At 52.5% G+C, this 20928-nt stretch carries 14 protein-coding genes; 1 reads left to right on the forward strand and 13 read right to left on the reverse strand.

Translation table 11 applies throughout. From position 1 onward, the window contains the following. Nucleotides 1–106 precede the first annotated feature (106 nt). Nucleotides 107–2161 carry a beta-galactosidase gene (locus tag AC1DLI_RS12655; protein WP_477603029.1) on the forward strand — a complete coding sequence of 685 codons (2055 nt, stop codon included), beginning with the start codon at nt 107–109 and terminating at the stop codon, nt 2159–2161. Nucleotides 2162–2219: 58 nt separating this feature from the next. Here AC1DLI_RS12655 and AC1DLI_RS12660 read toward each other — a convergent pair whose 3' ends face one another. The 13 genes from AC1DLI_RS12660 to AC1DLI_RS12720 all read right to left on the reverse strand — a co-directional run bounded on the left by AC1DLI_RS12660 (nt 2220) and on the right by AC1DLI_RS12720 (nt 20521). Further along, nucleotides 2220–2687 (reverse strand): DMT family transporter, encoded by a 468-nt coding sequence (locus tag AC1DLI_RS12660; RefSeq protein WP_477603031.1) that lies wholly within the window; start codon nt 2685–2687, stop codon nt 2220–2222. Nucleotides 2688–2699: 12 nt separating this feature from the next. After that, entirely contained in the window at nt 2700–3398 is a 699-nt protein-coding gene (locus tag AC1DLI_RS12665; RefSeq protein ID WP_477603033.1) for a Crp/Fnr family transcriptional regulator, read from the reverse strand. Nucleotides 3399–3416: 18 nt separating this feature from the next. Next, nucleotides 3417–3842, reverse strand: coding sequence for a DMT family transporter (locus AC1DLI_RS12670; RefSeq protein WP_477603035.1), 426 nt, complete (start codon nt 3840–3842; stop codon nt 3417–3419). A 351-nt stretch (nt 3843–4193) separates the two neighbouring features. After that, nucleotides 4194–6617: a glycosyl hydrolase family 95 catalytic domain-containing protein gene (locus tag AC1DLI_RS12675; RefSeq protein WP_477603037.1), complete on the reverse strand. Its 2424-nt coding sequence runs from the start codon at nt 6615–6617 to the stop codon at nt 4194–4196. 42 nt (nt 6618–6659) lie between these two features. After that, nucleotides 6660–7811: a glycoside hydrolase family 88/105 protein gene (locus AC1DLI_RS12680; RefSeq protein ID WP_477603039.1), complete on the reverse strand. Its 1152-nt coding sequence runs from the start codon at nt 7809–7811 to the stop codon at nt 6660–6662. A 19-nt stretch (nt 7812–7830) separates the two neighbouring features. Next, the gene (locus AC1DLI_RS12685) at nt 7831–8973 is read right to left on the reverse strand and encodes an oligogalacturonate lyase family protein (RefSeq protein ID WP_477603041.1); all 1143 of its coding nucleotides are present in this window, start codon (nt 8971–8973) and stop codon (nt 7831–7833) included. A 37-nt stretch (nt 8974–9010) separates the two neighbouring features. Continuing rightward, nucleotides 9011–11086, reverse strand: a complete 2076-nt coding sequence (locus AC1DLI_RS12690; protein ID WP_477603043.1) for a glycoside hydrolase family 65 — start codon at nt 11084–11086, stop codon at nt 9011–9013. Nucleotides 11087–11131: 45 nt separating this feature from the next. Next, nucleotides 11132–13411, reverse strand: a complete 2280-nt coding sequence (locus AC1DLI_RS12695) for a helix-turn-helix domain-containing protein (protein ID WP_477603045.1) — start codon at nt 13409–13411, stop codon at nt 11132–11134. Nucleotides 13412–13509: 98 nt separating this feature from the next. After that, nucleotides 13510–15705, reverse strand: a complete 2196-nt coding sequence (locus AC1DLI_RS12700) for a glycoside hydrolase family 88/105 protein (RefSeq protein WP_477603047.1) — start codon at nt 15703–15705, stop codon at nt 13510–13512. Then, nucleotides 15705–17063, reverse strand: a complete 1359-nt coding sequence (locus AC1DLI_RS12705; RefSeq protein WP_477603049.1) for a Gfo/Idh/MocA family protein — start codon at nt 17061–17063, stop codon at nt 15705–15707. The genes AC1DLI_RS12700 and AC1DLI_RS12705 overlap by 1 nt, the downstream gene beginning before the upstream one ends. A gap of 52 nt (nt 17064–17115) precedes the next feature. Next, a complete protein-coding gene (locus AC1DLI_RS12710; protein ID WP_477603051.1) occupies nt 17116–18660 on the reverse strand; it encodes an extracellular solute-binding protein in 1545 nt (514 codons plus the stop codon). A gap of 89 nt (nt 18661–18749) precedes the next feature. After that, nucleotides 18750–19619 carry a carbohydrate ABC transporter permease gene (locus AC1DLI_RS12715; RefSeq protein ID WP_477603053.1) on the reverse strand — a complete coding sequence of 290 codons (870 nt, stop codon included), beginning with the start codon at nt 19617–19619 and terminating at the stop codon, nt 18750–18752. Beyond that, a complete protein-coding gene (locus AC1DLI_RS12720) occupies nt 19619–20521 on the reverse strand; it encodes an ABC transporter permease (protein ID WP_477603413.1) in 903 nt (300 codons plus the stop codon). The genes AC1DLI_RS12715 and AC1DLI_RS12720 overlap by 1 nt, the downstream gene beginning before the upstream one ends. Between the last annotated feature and the right edge of the window lie 407 nt (nt 20522–20928).

Below are 20928 nucleotides of genomic sequence, written 5' to 3' on the forward strand. Positions count from 1 at the left end.
TATTGTCATTTACGGTTGCTGCGATTGATTTTACAATAAATAAGGAAAGTAATGATTCGCAATATATTCGCATGATATACATTCCGACTACTAGGAGGAACAGTTAATGAAGCCTATTGATGCGTTAAAAGAATTTCATCTGGGCACCTGTTATTACCCGGAGCATTGGCCAGAATCGCTATGGGAGGATGATTTCCGCCGCATGCGCGAGCTTGGTTTCTCAATCATTCGCGTAGCTGAATTTGCATGGTCGATTTTTGAGCCGGAGGAAGGCGTGTTTTCGTTCGAAAAGTTTGATCATGCGCTTGACCTCGCCCATAAGCATGGGCTTAAGGTTATCGTCGGCACGCCTACGGCGACACCGCCGGCATGGCTTACCCATAAATATCCCGAGGTGCTGAATGTGTCGCAGGACGGCGTAACGCTGCATCACGGCCTGCGCCGTCATTACAACTACAGCAGCCAAAAATACCGCGAGCTGTCCGCGATTATTACGCGTCAGATGGCTGAGCATTATAAAAATCATCCTGCGGTAATCGGCTGGCAGATCGATAATGAATTCAACTGCGAGATCAGCGAGTTTTATGCGCCTGCCGACCACGACGCCTTCCGCGTATGGCTGCAGGAGAAATACGGCACGCTGGACAAGCTGAATGAGGCCTGGGGCACCGTTTTCTGGAGCCAGACGTATTCGGATTGGGAGCAGGTATTTCTGCCTCGTCCAACGCCCGCTAAGAAGCAGCCCAATCCGCATCAGGCGCTTGATGAAAAACGGTTTATTTCCGACAATACCATTTCGTACGCGAAGGTGCAGGGCGATATTTTGCGCGAGGTTGCACCCGATCACTGGGTAACAACAAACGGCTTGTTCGGTCATTTGGACAGCCACCGGATGAACGATGAGCTGCTCGATTTTTTCAGCTACGATTCTTATCCGCAATTCTCTACGATTTATTATGATAAAAACGAAGAAAATCCGCTTGCCGACCGGGGCTGGAGCCAGACGCTCGGAACGGTTCGTTCCATCTCGCCGAACTTCGCCATTATGGAGCAGCAGTCGGGTCCGGGCGGCTGGGTTAACCGAATGGATATGCCGTCTCCTAAGCCGGGACAAATGCGGCTCTGGACGTACCAATCCATTGCCCACGGAGCAAACATGGTGCTTTATTTCCGCTGGCGGACGGCGACGGTTGGCAATGAAATCTATTGGCATGGCATCAATGATTACCACAATAGACCGAACCGCCGCGTTCGGGAGGCTGGACAAATCGGGGCGGAGCTAGCGCAAGCAGGAAATCGGATCGCGAATACGCAGTTCAAAGCTGAGATTGCGCTGCTGCGCGACTATGATAACGACTGGGACGGCGAATATGATGTTTGGCATGGCCCGTTCTCATGGCAGAGCGGTAAATCATGGTTTAAAGCGCTCAACCATCGGCATATTCCAAGCGATACGCTGTATGTTCGAAGCAGCACAACCATCGACGATCTGAAACGCTATAAGGTGCTCGTCTATCCGCATCCTGCCATTATGCGCGATGAAACGGCGGCTCTGCTGGAGCAATATACCCGCGAGGGCGGCATTATTATTTTCGGCTGCCGGACCGGCTATAAGAATGAGCACGGACACTGCTACATGCGTCCTTTCCCTGGAGCGGCTGCAGGTCTATGCGGTATTTCCGTAGAGGAGTTTACGATGATCAAGGGCACGCGTGCAGCAACCTCGATGAAATGGAGCGGCGGAGATGAAGCGTTGACAGGCGCGGATTCCTTCAACGATATTCTTTATGTGGAAAACGATTCGGTCGAGGTAGTCGCCCATTATGCTTCCGATTACTATGCAGGCAAGCCTGCGGTAACGAAAAATGCGTTTGGCGAAGGTGAGGCCTGGTACTTCGGCGCCGTATTTAATGAAGCCTCGGCTGGACAAATCATCGAACGGCTCGGCCTTGTTTCGCCGACAGCCGACTGGCTGACGCTCCCGCAAAGCATTGAGCTGACTATCCGCGAGGGTGAAGACGGACCGCTCTACTTCCTGCTCAACTACAGCGAGCAGCCTGCTGTAATAACGCTCAGCGAACAAAAAAATGATCTGCTTACCGGCACCTTACTTAGTGGCACCGTAACGATCGAGGGCTACGGCGTTGTTGTTTTAAGTTAAATCCATTACTTGTGCAGCCAAGCTCGTTTTGAGCCTTGGCTGTTTTTTTTCCACAGCTCTAAGTCATCTTAGCCGCCTTCAGAGCCTCGCGTCGACCGCTGATTTTAAATACAAGAATGCCCCCGACGATTGCCAGCACGCCAATCAGCTTGGTGAACGTGAAAGGAACCTTTTCCAAACCCAACCAGCCAAATGAATCCCACATTAAAGCAAATCCGAGCTGTGAGGTCAAAGCGATCGAGACGGCGTATGTCGGACCAAGCAGCTTCATCCCCTGCACCAAGCTAATGACAACGCCAACGCCAATCACGCCGCTGACCCAATACCAGGGCTGCATATTTTGTAAGTTAAACATCTGTTTGCCTTCGAAGATGAGGCCTAAAGTCAGCGATGCTGCGAATCCCAGGCCCAGCACTAATGTTGTTGTTGCCCAAGATCCCGCGCGTTCATTTACTTTGCTGTTGAAAATATTTTGCAGACTGACCAGCGAGCCTGCCGTAAATGCCAATAGTAATCCCAAAACCATAAACATATCCCCCTATTTGTTGATGGGTTTATTGGCCATCGCGCTTAGGCCTGCTTTATCCTTCACTAGGATAAACGTTTTATTGCGCTCGATCAGACCCTCCGCACAAAACTTCTGGATCACCCGGTTCAGATGTCTATAGCTGGTTCCAATTAAGTTCGCTGCATCCGTTAAATGGGATGTGCTAATCTGCCCTCTAAATAAAGCGTCCGTTTCGTCAAAGGAGACGGACAGCAAATAACTCGCCAATCTTACTTCTACCGGATACATCAAATTAAAGCTCATGAAATTGGATTTGATGAAAAACTTTTGCGTAATGATTTTTAATAAAAATTGCAGCAGCGGCGAATAATCGATTCCGTATTTTTTGAGCCAGCGCTGATGAACACCAATCATATAAACAGGCGAGACAGCCTCAACCGTATTAATCGTATCGATATCCTGTATATATTCGATGTCACCGATTACCTCAAGCGGCGTTTTGAAGGAAATAACCAACGTTTTCCCTTCTGCCGATGTGTTGTAGATTTTTATCTTTCCTTTTACAAGCACGTACAAATACTGCGTAGGTTCGCCCTGAGCGCAAATGGGTTCGCCCGGTTCAAAGCTGTACAGCGACAAATATGGCTTTAACGGCTCATTGAATACGGCTTCGATTTGATGAGCATACAAAAAATCATTTAGCTGCTCACGATCGTGGATTTCTTTCATCCGTCGCTTTCACCTCTGTCAAAATTTTAAGATCACCACACCAGCCATCATCATCCCTATGCCGATGAATTGCGGCAGTCTCATCTTCTGCTTGGTCACGCCGAACCAACCGTTGCCATCGATTAAAAAAGTTAGGCACAGCTGGGCAATCAGCAAAGCTGATATCGTAAAAGTAACACCGATTTGATGAATCGCCGTAACATTGCTGAAAATAATGATCGCTGCATAGGCGCCTCCGGTTAGATAAAGCGGCTTCACTTGCTTAAATTGTCGCCAATTTCCATCACGGACAATCAGCAGGATAAGCAAAGCCGCTATAAATCCGGTCAACTGAGTAATCATTGCGGCCTGCCAAGTTCCGATATCCTGGCTAATCCGGGAATTGGCTACTCCTTGCAGCGTAATAAAAGCCCCGCCTAAAAAGGCGTATAAGCTCCCTCTCATGTTGTTTCTCTCCTTCAATAAGACTTATACCTTATTAAAGGATAGAATCGGACGCTATGGGAAGGACATATGTCCTTCGAAACCAAATCTTCCGATGGCGCCATCCCCTCGATTATCGAGAGCAGGCGCGCATTAGAAGATTGCTTACGCAAGCTTCCGGATATACCTAGTACGACCAGCCTTCTCTGTTCCATCCCATTCACCAGCTTTCTGCTTCCTATCTGCATTATAAACCATGATGCTAATGTCACGGTCTATTCGGTACTCGTAAACGAAGAAAGGCCGCCGTATACGGGCAGCCTTTCCATTTATATAGCTTTAGTTTCCTGTTATGAAGGAGATGAATTCCTCTCATTCAACCTTGGAAGATTCAAAGACAACCGATGCCTCTCCGCTCTTCATTCGTACCGTGAAGTACGCGGGGCCCAGCGGCGATGGCTGCACTTCTCCGCCGGTTATGCTGCATGCTCCCGCCCAATCCGGCAGCTTGACGATTGTGTCGGTATCCCTATCCGCCGTAATCTCCGCTCTGAACGAGCCCGATTCCCGATTCCAAGATAGCGCCACTCTGCCCGTGTGGAACCTCCAATCGGCCAGACATCCCCGCTTCCAACGGCCCGGCAGCGCCGGCAGCAAGGTAATGAGATTATCCGATACCTGAAGCAGCAGCTCCTGCACGGCGTTCACCCACCCCATATTGGCGTCTAATTGTACTGGAGCCGCAGGCATTTGCATCGATACGCCCATTCCCCGCCAGTCATTATGGAGCGTGAACAGATTTGGCAGCAGACTCGATCTTGTGAGGATATCCAGACAATTCAAGGAGCTGTCTCCATCTCCAAAACGCGCATAAATAGCAGCCATGTGAGCCAGCGACCAGCCGCTTTGGGCACCGATCTCGCGCCGCTTCACCGCCGTTTCAAACGCGCCGAACAAGCTCGGGTCGCTCTCTTTCGTCACCTCCTGCCCAGGGAAAACCGGATACAGATGGGATAGATGACGGTGTGCGTATCGATCTTCGAAAGCAGGATGAATCCATTCACTGACCGCGCCGTCCTTATTCAGCCGATACGCCGGCAAATGCGTCAGCATGCGGCTCCATTCCTTCTCCGCCTCCGAATCGCCGCCTACCTTCCGGTTCGCTTCTATTAGGTGCTGCAGCAGCTCTTTTAGAATGGCAACATCCATCGTCGCATTGATCGCCGTAGGCATCGGGTGCGCAAGCGGTTTGCCATCCGCCGGCATGAAATTGAGCGGTGTGTTCTCCGGCGATACAGAGGGATAAATTTTGTGAAATCCATCCGCATCCATAACCAGGAAGTCCTCGTAAAACCGCAGCGCCTCAAGCATGAACGGCAGCGCCGTCTCGCGCAGAAATTGAAGATTGCCGGTAAAACGGAAATGTTCAAAATAGTGGCAGGCCAGCCAACCGGCCGCCCCGGTCCAATTTAGAATGACTGGCACAATCTGATTAGGAACACCGATGCCCGGCGTGGAGCCTGCTGGGATATAGATGCCGCGGCAGCCATACAGCCTGCGTGCATTCTCACGAAAGTCATCCATCAATCCCTCATAATAACGGAATAAGGAAGGGACCAGCTCGCCCAGACCGCCAACATGGGCATGCCAGTACATCATTTGGATATTCTCGTTTGCCATATTGTGGCTCCATACCAGCCTGTAATCGCCTCCCCACAGCCCATACAAGCCGAAAGGCTCGGCCTCTTCCGCAGACGAGGTACCGCTCAAGAACAAATAGCGGCCGTATGCCCACATCTTACGTACAAGCGCTGGCGGTGCCTCCCCATCATATGCATCCAAAAGCAGCCGTTCATTAGAGCGCAAATCATCGTCTGCGTCATCCAACTCCAGTGAGGCTGAACGGTACAGCGGTTGATGAAGGGCGAGATGGCGCTCAAGCAGTATTTCGTAGGAGGAATCGACCACAAGCCCGGCCAATTCCTTCTTCAGCCGCTCCCAGTCCGTGGAGCGCTMGCCCAGGACAAACAGCTTCACCAGCACCAGCAAACGCCTTGCTCCCTCGAACCGGATCACGCTTCCCTCCGCTTCGATGCTGCCGCCCTCCGGAATGACCCGCATAACTGCCCCGAAATCCGTTCCATCGTCATTCGTTCCGGCAAACCAGGCATAAGCATCGCCTGCTCCGGTTTCGATCGTTTGCTCGAGCTCCTTGAATTCCGGCGTATCTGCCCAGCGGTCGCTTGGGTGAAGAACAAGACCGATCTCGCCCGATACACGGGCATCCCCGTCCCCTCCAAGCTCATAGACAACCGCATCATCGGCCCGCGAAACGAATAGCTGCCGATAATACCGGCTCTGTCCGTCCGTCCAGCCTACCGTTACTTCCCCGCTGTCCATCGCCAGCGTCCTGCTGTACCCGCGAAAGGCACTGCCGCAGGGCATGACAAGCCGGACCGCGGCCAGCGGGAATCTCGAAGCGAGCTTCGTTCCGTAACCGCGCTCCTTTAAAGCATTCGCCAGCTGCCAGCTGGCCTCGGCATATCGCTCGGCATCCATCAGCCTGCGGGTCTTTGCAAGCGTGCCGCTCACATCCGGCAGCTCATCCTTGCTCCCCCAATGCCATAGGCGAGCATGGTTAAGCAGCACCGTCTCCTCCTGAACGCCGCCGAATACGGATGCTCCAATGACGCCGTTGCCCGAGGGAAGCGCTTCGCGCCACATATTCCGCCACCATGACGCGGGATAATTCATCAACAGCTTATCGGCGCTTCGGTTATCCTTATGCTGCCGCATCCGTATACTTCCTCCTTTGGTTGATCACCGGCTTACCATCCTTTATATAGCGTCCGAATCCGTCTGCCCGCGAAGGCGCTCCAGCTCGACGCTCGCCAGCAGCAGCGGGGCGACGCCCATCAGCACATCGCTTACGACCTTCTCGCTCATATAATATTCATAGGAACCGTCGCGATACTTACGTCCGCCCAAGCCGGCTCCGTTACAAATACTGTGGAGATGAACCCCTTGTTCATCCTCGGTTACGAAGCGCTCAAGAATACCGTCATATGCGCGCTCCACTGCCTGCCTGTCAATCTCAGCCAAATAGCCGAGCCGAATGCCCTTAGCCAAGGCATACGTCAACATGCACGAGCCCGACGACTCCAAATAGTTTCCTTGGCGGCCGTTGCAGTCCAGCAGCTGGTACCATACGCCGCTCACCTGATCCTGTACGCGCAGCAAGGCATTCGCCATCCGCTCGAAAATCCCCATCAGCTGTCCGCGTTTTGGATGATGAACGGGAAAATGCTCAAGTGAGTCTACGAGCGCCATGGCATACCACCCCATCGCTCTCCCCCATACATACCGGGAGCGGCCCGTGCTGCCATCGCACCAGCGCTGCTCCCTGCTCTCGTCCCAAGCGTGATACAGCAATCCCGTTTGCGGGTTGCGCGTACGCCGTTCGATTAACAGCAGTTGATGCGCCGCTTCATCGAACCAACCGCTCTCGCCAAAGGTTTTGGCAAATTCGGCCATAAACGGAGAAGACATGTACAGTCCATCTAGCCACATTTGGAAGGGATATATTTTTTTATGCCAATATCCGCCTTCTTCCGTACGGGGCTGGCCGATCAATTGGGTAATAAGAAGCCGAGCCGCCTGCTCATACTTAGAATCTCCGCTCTCTCTCCATAGTCTCAGCAGGTTTTTTCCTTCGTTAATATGGTCGAGATTGTATTCCTCCAGCTTATAGCCGCGAATGGAGCCGTCCTCTTGGATGAAGACGTCCATATGACGCTTCACCGTTGCTTGGTATTCGGATTCTTCCGTCCAGTCGCCGAGCCGGCCGATCGCCGTCAGCGCCATGCCAGCCACATAGCCCCACTTATTAGCGATATTCGGGTGATAGCCGTCTTGGCTTTGAGACAGGATCGTTCTGGCGACCCGAACGGAAATGCGTTCGGCATTAACAATTTCAGTTGCGGTGTTCATTAGCCTTCCCCTCCTTCGGTTACGTTGCCATCAACGGCAAAGAACTAAAATCTTCTGGAATCTCAACTAAATACAAATTGCCATATCCATTCTTATCGCTTGTGAAGATCAGCCTTTTTCCATCCGCATTAAAACGCGGATGGGCATGCACCTTCTGCGAATGAAAGCTGCACCGCAGCTCGCACAGGATGCGCGGGCCCTCGTATACGCCATCAATCATGCGCCATAGGCTCAGCGTCTTGACCGCTCCCTTGCCATCCACGATCGTCTGCCCCAATCCGTCCGCGTATCCATGCCAAGTGTCGAAGCCGAACTCCGTCTCTTCCATGCCCGTATTGTCATAACGAATATTGCCGAAAAAGTTGGTTCCGTCCGCACGGAATCCATGATAGCCGACCGTTACGCCATCGGGATAAAAAAATTCATGCCCAACCTTCTCGCTGTCCTCCAGCCGCTCCCTGATCTTCCAAGCCTGGCCTATGCGCAGGTCCAGCCCCCAAATCCGATGGTCAACTAGATGCCATGGGCCTTCGTGGCAGAAGGTCATCAGCCAAGGCTCCTTCGGGGATGTATTGATATGGGTAATGAACCGGTTCGCTTCATATACCTTCTCTCCGCCGCCGGCCTGTGCATCAATACGTACGATCATGCTGTGGGGCGCAGCCTCCATCAGCTCCCGATGGCCGACATAGCCGTTGCCTAGATCGAGCCGGATGCGATGCGACAGATCCTCTTGCACGCAGGTCATAACGAACCGGCCGTCGGCTGTCGCGTTCGCATTGCCTAGATGATAGCCCTCCGGCGCTTCGTAGATCAGCTTCTCTTCAAGCGATTCCAGATCCAGGCGAATAAGGCTTCGTTCGATCTTGACGAACGCCGCACTTCCGTCCGGCAGCAGGCAAGCATCCAATCGATCGACATCCTTGTAATCCGTCAGCTGGGTTATCAAACCGCTGTTCACATGCAGGCTGTACAGATTCGCGCAATTTCCCCTGTCCGAGATAAACAACAGCCGTTGTTCTCCGTCATACCAACCGTTCTCCGTAAAATATAAATGATAGTTATGTGCCTTATAATTGGTTAATTGCGTTACTTCAAGGCCTGTGAGCCGATCAGTCTCCGTCTTCCGTTCCGAGGGCCACACCGTTCCTTTTGCAGACATGCTCTCGCCTCCTGAATTTTGAGAACTTTACAAACCTCTATAGCCAGGGCTTCAGCCCTTCCCATTTCACGGACCAGCTTCCATCCTGCGGGAAGCCCGGATTATGATCAAGCGAATTAGCCGCTGATTCTCCCGCTTCGTTATCCTTCCAGCCAGCAGCCATCATGGCAACCGCGGCCAGCAGCCCGCCGTTGCCCGGCAGATAAGCGGATAAGCCAGGGCGCTGATAATTATGTCCGTTGGTTAGGTACGTATTTTTGGCAGCATCCATCAAAAGGAAATCCACCGCGAGATCCGGTTCTCCGAGTCTAGCGGCCGTCATGGCACACATCGGAAAATCCCAGCCCCATGCTGATTCCCAAATCCATACTTCCTTCACCTTCAGCAATGTGTTCAGCATGACCTTGCGGTCGATTAGCGTGCCCGGCAAAATGCCGAGTGCCCCCAGCATGGACGGATGATCGCGATTTTTCGTCAGAAATGTTTCCGGGCAAAGCTCATGGGCCAGATACACGCCCTCCGCCTGCGGAGGCTCGGCTAACGAACCGGCAACCTCTGCCCAAAGCGGGTTCACGGGCTGCTGCATGCGTTCCGCCCAGCGAATCGCAATTTCCAAGCCGTATTTCCAGTATTCCAGCTCGTAAGGCGGATTTTTGCTGTCCTGCATCGAATGGCATTCCTGCGCCGGAATTAGTGGTGGACCCAGATCATAAACTCGCTTTTCTTCATTCCAGTGGGCAAATGAAACCATGAAATCAGCCGCTTCGAACACGATGCTGCTGAACCGCTCCAGTGTAGCGCTCGACGGGTCCGCCTGATAGCAAAGCTCGGCGAGCGTCATCGGATGCGGCTGCTGCCAGATTAGCCCGTTTGCAACCGGGGATGGGCAAGGCTTGCCGTCGAAGCCAACCATTTTGGGCCAACGCGCCCCTTCATAACCTTGAGACTGCGCTAATTCACGCGCCACCGGTAAGATTCGCTCGTACCAATCCATGCTGTTCAGCAAATAATTCTCTCTGCCCCACAATGGAAAATGAGCCGCATGCCACCAATGCATCTCCAGATGCGACTTGCCGAACCAGCTGTTGTACATCAGGCCGGTTTCTTGCGGCGGCAGCGAGCCGCCGCTGTGCAGCGCAAGCAAAAATTGCGACAATACGACGCGTCTTTCCAGCTCATAGGCTCTTGGATCGGCGCTTCCGGAGAAATCAACCGCCGCTCCGCTCATCCAGAACGACTCCCAGTGACGCGCGCTTGCAGCATTGATAGCGTTGACCTCTGCCGTCTGTGGCGATTCTTGCGCGAAACCGATTGCGAATGCCAGCGAATCGGCGCCGGCATCCGGCAGCAGCGTAAACTCGTGCACGCCGGTTCGCTCCAGTCTCCCTGAACTCCAGGACCAGCTGACCTCATAGCGGTCCTCGTCCATGCTTCTTACGATATTCGCCTTATTCACGCCTGACTCGCCCAGCTCCGTAAGATGCCTGTCGTCATTGCCCAGATCCGGGAATACAGCTTTTGCCCATGTGGTAGAAGTCATATCCGGCGCAGGAAAACGAAGGAATACCTGCAGCCTTCCCTGCTGAATTAATGGCGAAACGACATTAACCCCGATCGCGTCAATCGTCGGATGGCAGGCCGTCGTGACATGAACCGGCACACCGCACACGGCGAAATCACTTGTCAAAATGCCTGACCATAGATTCATTTTCTGGCTGATTTCCGTTATATCCGCGGATTGTGCTTCTTCACCCGATTCGCTTAAGAATCGAAAAGAAATGCGGCCAAGCTGAAGGCGATGCGGGTTTTGACGAAGCCAGTGGTAAGCCTCTACCTTGTCTCCCGGCTTCATCGCATACCCGACCGTTCTTCCATACGTATCGTAACTCTGGTACGCGGCATCACGCTCGGTGAACCGCCCCGGGCTGCCTGAATAATGCCATCCCCAATTGGACTGCGTGCCCAGCGGCACCTCATATTGATTCGGAAAAGTCTGCAGGCCGGTAATGTCGGCGCTAAAGGCAAACTCGCCATTGCCTACGGAAAACGGGGACACGGGGTCCCATTTATTCAACTCCGGTTGATGACGTTCCACGATCTGTCGTCTGTCCATTGGCTCCTCCTATTTGCTAGAACCCAGAGGCCGCCCAACCCATCATTATTCGAACGGAAAATCCATCCGGGTTCTCATCATATCCCGGAACTTGCCCGGGGTAATATCTTTGTATTTACGGAAGCTGCGAATAAAGCTGTTCTCATGTTGATAGCCGACCATCAGACCGATATCCGAAATGCGGTCATCCGTCTTCAGCAGCAGCTCACTCGCCCGCTCGATACGAAGACGGGTCAAATAGTTATAGATCGTCTCTCCCGTTTCTTGTTTGAACAGCTGGCTGGCAAGACTGCTGCTAATGCCAATCGCCTCCGCGATTTCTGGTATGCCGATCGGCTCGTTAAGATTCTGCTTCAAGTAGTCGATCATCCGTTGGCACATAATGAAATCCTTACTCTCGGCCAACCGTCGGAATCGCTGCGCCAGCACGGTAACCCGGCTCTCCAATTCACCTTTGATATCCTCCAGTCGAAGGGTATCGAACCGGACATTGGTTTGACAATAGGAGCCGTCCGCGGCTGGCCGGATTTGCTCGATCCTCTCGATAGCCGACTGCAGGAATGATACGGCCTCCGATGGGTACCCATATTGCATGCGGATATTATCGGTCATTCGAGCGACTGCTTCCAGGGATCCCGGCTCATCGCCCATTTCTATAGTGCCGATTAATTCATCCAGCGCACTTTCATGCTGCAGCGGCTCGTTCACTTCATGCCCGGATACCTCTTGGAACGTAATTACCTGTCCATAACCTTGGTACAACCGGTATGTAAGCGCATTCTCCGCTTCCAGCATCACTTGCTTCAATCTTGTAATATCCGTCTGCGTGTTGCTGACCCCCGCCGACACGCTGAATTTCAATAAACGCGACACTACCTCTAGCGATTCCGCCAGTTTGCTCTCGCAGCGCAGCCCTTCTACACGCGGCTGCAGCAAGATGGCTGTCTTATCCGTTCCAAAATCAGCGCATACGATTCGCCACTGCGGCTCGAACAGTTCGGCCACAATATTGGCCAAAGCGAACTTTAACAGTGAATGATCACCGCCGGTGAAGGTACGGGACCATTCCTCGTAACGGTCGATCGACAGAACGGCCACTGTCACCGGCGCCGCCGTCCATTCTCCGAAATAACGGTTCCACTTCTCTTCGATATCCCGCTTCCCGCTGAGATTGCCGGAATAAATATCAGTAAGCAGTTTCGATGCTGCCTCCGACATCGACTCCCGGACAAGCTGTGCCAGATGCGCGTGATTAGTAAGCAATTCACCGGCAAGCTTCTCCAGATCCATGCCCTCCGGACCGCTCGTCTTGCGGTCATACCTGCTGAACAGCTGCTTCAGCCTGCGCACGGGTCGGAAAGCCGCCGCATTAATATAGAAAATCGTTGCCCCCCCGAGCCCTAGAGCCGCAATAGATACCAGAAGAACCACCTTCGCCACCCGCTTGGACTTGGCCAGCAGGCTGTCCTGCTCAACGATCGACACATAGCTCCATCCCGTTACAGGCGATTTGAGCTGATTAATGAGCAATTGGCGATTCTGGATTGTGATATCCCCGCCATCGTCCTCTCTGAGCGTCTCAATCGCGCGGTCTACCGACTCTTGATCGAACGCATAGTTCGAAACGGAGTAGAGCAGTTCGTCATGCTCGTCGATAATATAGCGCATCCGGTTCAAATTGTTCATGATTGGCGGATTCAGCTTAGCGAATAATTCCTCGTTTTTAAGATTGACGGCGACGATTCCTTTGAACTCTCCTTGAATCATGATCTTACGGAACAGCGTAACGCTAGAGCCTTTGGCTCCTGCCCCTTCAGGCACCATCCGTTTCTTAATGAGCGTCGTCCTCTCCCCGAATTCAGAAGCTACGCCGGTCCAGTCTGAATCGCCGAATGTCAGCCTATTGGAGCTGAAGCCCTGCGGAATCGCCAGGAAGCTCTCCCGGGTAAGATCATAGACATAAATGCTTTTGATATACTTGGAATTGTTGATTAATGTCGATAGAAACTGGTAGGCCTCCGTAATATTCATATAAGAGCCCTGTACTTTGCTGGTCAAAAACTTGTAGACATTATCGCTCAAAGCGACTTGAATCGCGACCTTGTCGCTCTCGCTGACCAACTCGTCGATCACGTTCATATCGAGCTTCAGCATCTGACGCTGCAATTCGCTGAGCTCTTCTTGCATCACCGACTTCGACGTGTTGTACGAGGTCAGACTTACAGCCAGAATAATGAGAAAGACGGAAACGGTCAAAATCAGCACGAGCCTAACTTGGGTATGTGCCAGATTATATTTCAACCATTTCTTGATAGACTGTGTCACGATAAATCCCACCTTATGCCGAGGATCCTTCTATTATAACGTGATCCTGCCCTCGCAACATACTCAGTCCGATCTTCTTACCCAAACTCCAGACCCGCTCAAGCCTTCTCTATCAACCATTCTTTCATTCGCTGCGTTTCAATGCCGGCAAGCAGTACGATGCCGATGCCATGCGTATCATTCAAATTCCAGCCTAAATCATGCTTATAGTAAGCATGGGAGTATGACCAGCTGGAGCCTTTGCATACCCCGTAAAGATTTCCTTTTTTATCGACGGCCCGCTCACATAATCCCTGCCACCCGGCCAGCGCCGCCTTAATGTACGGCTCTGGATTCTCGAGCCAGCTATGGCGAATCCCAAGCGCAAAACCGTAGATGAACATCGAGGTGCATGAGGATTCCTCATACGACTCCGCATCGACCAATACTTGATGCCACAGGCCATGCTTGCCCTGCAGCCTGCGGTATCCTTCGGCCAGTTCCCGGTAGAAAGCAAGTATGGACGGATAGCTCTCATGTGTCCTTGGCAATACTTCGAGCAATACAGCCAGCGAGAAAAACACCCAGCCGTTGCCCCTGCCCCAGACCGTTCCGGAAGGCTTGCTATTGCGAACATCGTACACATGAGACATAACTTGCCGATCCGCCATGTACAAATACTTCTTATAAAGCAGAAGCTGCCTGGCGGCTTCATCCCTATAGCCCGGATCTCCGGTAAGCTCGGCATACCTGCACAGGAAAGGAACGCTCATGTACATATCGTCGCACCACATCGTGTTATGCATGCTCGGCGAGACGCCGACCTTGCGGTAAAGCGCGCCGTCCTCCATGCGGTCCTGAACGTTCATAATATAATGGGCAATGTCATCCGCCACCGCACGCGAGCCTTTTAGCGGACGGATCCGTTCGGCCAAAATCGCCAACGCTCCGAAGGAGCCGCAATCATCCAGGCTGTCGATATGCGACAGCTGATTATTCAAGCCTGCTGCTCCAAAGCGCTCGCGGTCCCACAGCGAGTATGCATAAGTCGATGTCGCGAACTCGACATGGCCCGCAACGTAATGCGCCAGCTCGTCGCGCTGCAGCAGCCTGCTTGTACCGAGCAGCCCGGACAGCGTGACGCCAAGCGGATAATTCCAACGGCCGTACAGCTCGTTTTCGAGAAATGGACGCACATTTGCTCCCGGCTGATCCGTCGTCCAGAAGACGTTCATGCGGGGGTCGTCTGCCACCTTGTCGAGTGCCAGATAATCAGCCGGATTAATATTCGCTTCCGGCGAGAGCGGACCCAGCAGCAGCCATTGACCTTTATAGCCATGCACGCGACGTCCGGGAACCAGTTCAACGCCATGCGCTGCAATGTCCCGAAGCTGGAAGCCCCATCCTTGCCCATCGCAGCGGCACTGGGCGATGAGATCGCTGCTCCCCGGGTTTGCGTCAAGCTCGAAGGAGAAGTCACCGGATTCTTGAGCCGCGTACACTTCTTTTCCCTGCCATAATAACCGTAATGGACCAAAGGCGGTTCCGGCGATCGTGACTTGCTGCTTCGAGGCGGTACGGTTTGCGATCGTCGTCCATGCATAAGCCGAATAGCCAGGCTGCATGCCATATAGAAGATCCAAACGCCCTTTCCCCTCTTCACGTACAGGCAGCCATTCCGCTCCGGTGGCTGCCTCCGCCTGATTCGCGCCCGGGATGCGATTCAGCGGCTCGGCCAACGGCGCCGTATAGATCCAGCCCTCCTCCCCTTCCCGCTCATCGGAAGGCGCCAGAAAGTGAAAAGGCTTATTTTTGCGGCTGCCGGTTCCGAAGGCTGCACCGCAGTTCCCTTCCAGGCCCCTTCCCAGCTCCAGAACAAAGTGATTCCAACCCCGTATCAGATTCACCTTCAGCTTGATCGGCAGCGCGGGTGCTCCTTGCGCCGCCTCGGAAATTTCCTCTTCCGGGGAGGATCCGAAGCGCTGATCCCCATTATGGTACAGCCTCACTGGCCCGAAGCAGCGAAGTTGGAAGATGAACTCCTGCGGCTGCTCGATCCAAAGCTTTGCCCAGGCGTAAACCCGCTGGCCCACTTCCATATCCTTGAACATGCTCTGCAGCGGAAATTCATATAAATGATCCTCTCCTTTGCGAATCGCGCTGGTCCGCGTCACCCGATACACCGGCTCATGCGGCGGATTGTCGCCAACATACCGCTGCGCGATGACCTTTAGCACAGGGGGAATGCTGCCGCCCTCCGTCTGCGACGCTATGCTCTCCATCGAATCGAAATAACGGTTTACATTCACTGCCATTACCCTCCGCCTCCCTGGCCACTTAGGCTCTCTTGACGTTCCTGCGATCCACTGCCAGAGTTGCCGGTACCGCTTTCCAATACCTCCTCGATCGTAACCAGGCGATGCTCCTTCACCGAACGCCAGACCGCTTCGCCCGTTGCCACCGAATAAGCGCCGTCAACTGCGCCCGACAAGATACGGAACGGTCGTCTGCGGTCCTCTCCCATGAATAAGTCCTCCAGCAGCAGCGGATCCCCCCCGCCATGTCCGCCTTCCCGGTGCACGACATGTATCGTTTCCTTCGAGCCGAACAATGGAAAATAGTCGATCGTTTGGACAGGCGTAGGGAAAGGCGTTCTGCCAGGCATATGATATTCCACGGTCTCGAGCCTCCCTTTCGTCCCGTTAATGGCCAGCCTATAGCCTTCATAAGGCAGCGAGAAGTTGACGGAATAACTGAGCAGCGCACCGCCGCTGTATTTCACGGTGGCGGTATACGTATCTTCAATTTCAATTTCCGAATCGAAGATGCAGCGGTCCGGACGGTAATCCGAATAGGGAAACGCCGAAGGCTTTACTGCTTCGAGAGACCCAAGATGATCATCCGGCACTTTAAGATTCCGGCTGCGGGCATTCCACCGCGAGTAATATGAGCAGTCCTCGGTATGTGCACAGGTGCTGCAGAATCGGCCGTCCTCCTTCTTTGGATTCGCCTCGCCCTCGGCGCCATAATAATTCAAAGCGCCGAATGCGAACACTTCTGCCGGCCTCTGATCAATCCACCAATTGACCAAATCGAAATGATGCGTGCTCTTGTGCACGGATAAACCGCCCGACAACTCGCGGTCTCGGTTCCACCTTTTGAAGTAGCTCGAGCCGTGATACGTATCCAAATACCAGTTCAAGTCAATCGACGTTATCCTGCCAAGCTTCCCCTCCTGCACAATCTCCTTGATCTTCGTATGAATCGGGGCATAACGGTAGTTGAATGTCACAATAACAGAGCCCTTGCTCGCTTTCTCCGCTTCGATAACCCGCTTGCTGTCCGCCCCGGTCGTCACCATCGGTTTCTCCGTAATGGCATCTAGATCACGCTCAAGTGCGGCAATCAAGTACTGCGCATGCGTGTCGTCGCGGCCTGCGACGATAATTACGTCTGGCTTCGTCTCATCAACCATACGATCAAACTCGTTCTCGCCGTAGGTTCTTATGCCGGCATGCTCCGGGTATCTCGAACGGTACAGCTCAAAGCGCATCGGATCGCGGTCGAGCAGGCCGACTAGCTCGCAGCTACCGGCGAAAGTAGTCAGGATAGGCTTGGCGAACATGCCTAGCGCACGTCCGCTCACTCCGCAAATGGCGTATCGTTTTCTCATCTGATCCAATCCTTTCTTGCATTTACGCGATCATGAAGACTGCCGCAGATGCTTATTTCTTCACTTTCGCATACCATTCTTGAACACGCTTGGTGACGGCCTCGCCTCCGGCTTTATTCCAACGGTCCACGAACTCGTCAAATTTCTCTAACGGCCATTCGCCAATGACGATCTTCGTCAGATATTCTTGGAAAAGCTTATGCGATTGAATATCCGGGAAGCCTTCATACACCGTATTCGGCAATCCGTCGCCGGCGATTCGACGCGCATCGGATGTGCTGACCGCGAAAACATCCTGAACCATCTTCTGCATGTCTTCCGGAATCGTCTCCTTAATCCGTACATCCATGTCTTCCTTGGTTGTCAGATTGCGCATCCCAAGCGCGATCGGGCGGCTGTCCTCCGGAGGCAATATGACCTTCTTGCCGTTCACGACTTCATGCTGCTGCCCCTCGATGCCAAAACGAATGAATTCATCGTTGCCTTGGTCATAGAAGAAATCGAGCAGCTTAAGCGAATATTCAGCTTTATCCTTTGCGACAGTCGGGATCATCCACTCTGGCTCGCCCATGCTTTTCTGCGTAACAAAACCTTCAAAACCTTCGGCCTTAGGTACCGGCATGCCGACTACGTAAGCATCCGGCGCTCCTTTGAGCATCGCGGTATAGCGGTCACGGAGGTTAGCCGGAAGGTGATACCAGCTGCCGACCAAGTTATTGTTGATTTTGGCCTGCCAAACATCGCCTTTGTTCAGGAACGTCTCATTGTCTAACAGCTTCTCTTCGTACAGCTCGCGAATATAGGCGATAGCGGCCTTCATATTTTTCGAAACGCCTGCGTATTGAATCTCTCCTTCATAGATATCCCATTCCGGTACGCCTTCCCACATCGCGACACCATACATGCCGAACAGGTGGTCCATCCACTTTCCAAACTCGCGTCCCGAGGTAGGCAGCTCATCCGCTTTGCCATTGCCGTTCGGATCCTTGTCCCGGAATGCCCGCAGCACCTCTTTATATTCCTCTGTTGTTTTCGGAATAGACAGTCCTACCTTGTCGAGCCAGTCCTGACGGATCATCGGCGCCCGCTCGGGTACGAGAAACACCTTAGGCACGTAATAGATATGGCCGTCCGGGGAAGCTGATCTTACGATATCCCATGCTTCTTCCGGAATGTTCTTCCAAACATTAGGCGCGTACTTTGGCAGCAATTCATCGAGCGCCAAAGCGCCGCCTTGCTTGATTAACGTCTGCTCGATGCCCCCAATCGGACGGAGAATGTCCGGCAGGTCATCGGAAGCTATCATCAAATTCAGAAATTCCGTCGGCTCCGAGCCTGGTGCCGTCGTCACCAGTTCGTATACGACACCCGTCTTCTCCTCCACATATTTCACATGCTCATTATTTTTGTCTGGAATGGTTCCTACGCCCATATGGCTTTTGAATACTTTCACCGTAACGGGCTTGTTCTTCTCCGCGTCATTCACCGAAGCCGCCGGCTTCTCTCCATTGTTGGAGCAGCCGGTGAGGATCGAAACGACCAGCAGCGATACCAAAGCGGATACTTTGACCGATTTTCCAAATACATGTTTCATCATGTGTTCAGTCCCCCTTTTAAGTGTATTAATGCTATATATCAAGCCGGCGATCCGGCCTCATACCGCTTTTTCTTCCGCCATAAGACCCGTTATTCTTTCAAGGAGCCCAGCATCGAGCCTTTCACGAAATATTTTTGCAAATAAGGATATACAAGAACGATCGGGATCGTAGCGAATAAAATTGTAGCCGCTTTCAACGTTGTCGTATTGAAATCGTAGTCGCCTAGCACCAGATTGACTGCGGCAAGCTCCTCCGGCGAGGTTAAATAAGCACGAAGCTTTGTTTGCAGCGGCCATTTCTCCGGATCGCGGATGAACAGCACCGCCCGCTGAAAGGTATTCCAATAACCTACCGCATAAAACAGGCTTACGGTGGCCATAACCGGCTTTGAGAGCGGCAAATAAATTCGGAATAAGATGCCTGCCTCATTGCAGCCGTCGATCCTGGCAGAATCATCAAGCTCTTTCGGAATACCCATAAAGAAGGTACGGATAATGATCATGTTGAACGTACCGATCACCCCCGGCAAAATGAGTGACCATAGCGAGTTCATCAGGCCAAGCTCACGCACCGTCAGAAAGAACGGGATCATCGGCGCATTGAAGATCATGGTGATGATAATACCGAGCATGATCGGCTTGCGGATGAGAAATTGCTTATGTGATAACGGATAAGCCGTCAGCACCGAGAACAGCATGCTCAGAAATGTTCCGGCCACCGTTATATAAACAGTGATACCGAACGATCTCCACAGTCCCGTATTCTGCAAAATGTGCGACCAGGATGCCGTCGTGAATTCAACCGGGAACAGGAATACCTGCTTGGAATCCGCAGCGATCGGCGAGCTGAAGGAGACGGCCAGCAGTTGAAGGAGCGGAAGCAGCATTGTGGCCGCCGCTGCGATTAGAAACGCGTAATTGAAAAACTGGAATAGTTGATCTCCTGTAGTCCTTCTCATCACCACAACCCCTGTTCTGTTTTTCGAGCCATGCGGTTAAATACCCACAATAACACGAATCCGATGACCGACTGGAATAATCCGATCGCTGTTGTGACGCTATACTGTCCTTGAAGCACACCCGCCCGGTAAACATACGTCTCGATGATGTCACCGACGGAATACGTCATCGGCGTCAATAAATTATAAATCTGATCAAAACCAAGTTCCAGGAAATTCCCAATATTCAATAGGAACAGTACGAGTATGGTCGGGAACATGGTAGGCAGCGTAATATGGATCGTCTGCTTCCACCGGTTTGCCCCGTCCATGACGGCCGCTTCATATAAGCTCGGATTAATGCCTGCGATCGCGGCCAAGTAGATGATCGTTCCCCAGCCTACATCCTTCCATATGCCTGAGATGACGACGATGGCGCGAAAATATCGTTGTTCCTGCATGAACAGAATCGTTTCCTGCCCGAACCATCCGCGCATCATATTAATGACGCCCTGACTCGACAGCAATTCGAATACGATGCCCCCTACGACGACCCAGGAAAGAAAATGCGGGAGGTAAAATAAACTTTGCATGACCCGTTTGGCTAGCATCAACCTGACTTCATTAAAGAGTAGTGCGAGGATAATCGGTGCCGGGAACCCAAATACAAGTTGATAAAGGGCGATAGTCGCCGTATTCCTTAATACTAAATAGAAGTCTTCATACGTGAAAATAAATTTGAAGTTGTCGAGACCGACCCATGAGCTAGACAGCATGCCTTTAAAAATCTGATAGTCTTGAAACGCGATCACGCTGCCGGCCAGCGGTAAATATTTAAATACGAGATAATAAATAATGCCAGGCAGTATCATGACGTAGAGCATCCAATACTTACGCATATTAACGAGATAACGATTCTCCATCAAGTTGAATCTCCCGATCGATACGCGAGTGGAGCCAGGCTCCAAATGATCTTGCGTATTTGCCATCGTGAACCTCCTTCGCTTCTTGTACCGCCATCTTACCTGTTCAAGCGCTCTATAAACAATTGATCAATTCAACATGGCACACACAAATCCGGGATCCCGCCCAAATTGGACGAATAGCGCACTCAACCCGCGATAAGTTGATGCATAAATACGGCTTCCCCACCGTTCGGATGCTCTTCCTCCAGCATAAAAAAAGCCGCAGCAGCAAGGCTTCAGCGGATTTGTAGATGCTGTGGCGGATTGGTTTGTTGACGCCGGACGACATTTCCGGCTTCGTCCTTTTCTCCTGCTGCTGCGTGGTAACTGCCGCATACAAAAGAAGACTGCCGAGATTCCTTCGG

The sequence above is a fragment of the Paenibacillus sp. 01T443 genome (genome assembly GCF_056398325.1).

Coding starts and splice junctions, on each gene's coding strand:
- AC1DLI_RS12655 (WP_477603029.1), top strand. CDS start 107: ATGAAGCCTATTGATGCGTTAAAAGAATTTCATCTGGGCACCTGTTAT.
- AC1DLI_RS12660 (WP_477603031.1), bottom strand. CDS start 2,687: ATGGTTTTGGGATTACTATTGGCATTTACGGCAGGCTCGCTGGTCAGT.
- AC1DLI_RS12665 (WP_477603033.1), bottom strand. CDS start 3,398: ATGAAAGAAATCCACGATCGTGAGCAGCTAAATGATTTTTTGTATGCT.
- AC1DLI_RS12670 (WP_477603035.1), bottom strand. CDS start 3,842: ATGAGAGGGAGCTTATACGCCTTTTTAGGCGGGGCTTTTATTACGCTG.
- AC1DLI_RS12680 (WP_477603039.1), bottom strand. CDS start 7,811: ATGAACACCGCAACTGAAATTGTTAATGCCGAACGCATTTCCGTTCGG.
- AC1DLI_RS12685 (WP_477603041.1), bottom strand. CDS start 8,973: ATGTCTGCAAAAGGAACGGTGTGGCCCTCGGAACGGAAGACGGAGACT.
- AC1DLI_RS12690 (WP_477603043.1), bottom strand. CDS start 11,086: ATGGACAGACGACAGATCGTGGAACGTCATCAACCGGAGTTGAATAAA.
- AC1DLI_RS12700 (WP_477603047.1), bottom strand. CDS start 15,705: ATGGCAGTGAATGTAAACCGTTATTTCGATTCGATGGAGAGCATAGCG.
- AC1DLI_RS12705 (WP_477603049.1), bottom strand. CDS start 17,063: ATGAGAAAACGATACGCCATTTGCGGAGTGAGCGGACGTGCGCTAGGC.
- AC1DLI_RS12710 (WP_477603051.1), bottom strand. CDS start 18,660: ATGATGAAACATGTATTTGGAAAATCGGTCAAAGTATCCGCTTTGGTA.
- AC1DLI_RS12715 (WP_477603053.1), bottom strand. CDS start 19,619: ATGAGAAGGACTACAGGAGATCAACTATTCCAGTTTTTCAATTACGCG.
- AC1DLI_RS12720 (WP_477603413.1), bottom strand. CDS start 20,521: ATGGAGAATCGTTATCTCGTTAATATGCGTAAGTATTGGATGCTCTAC.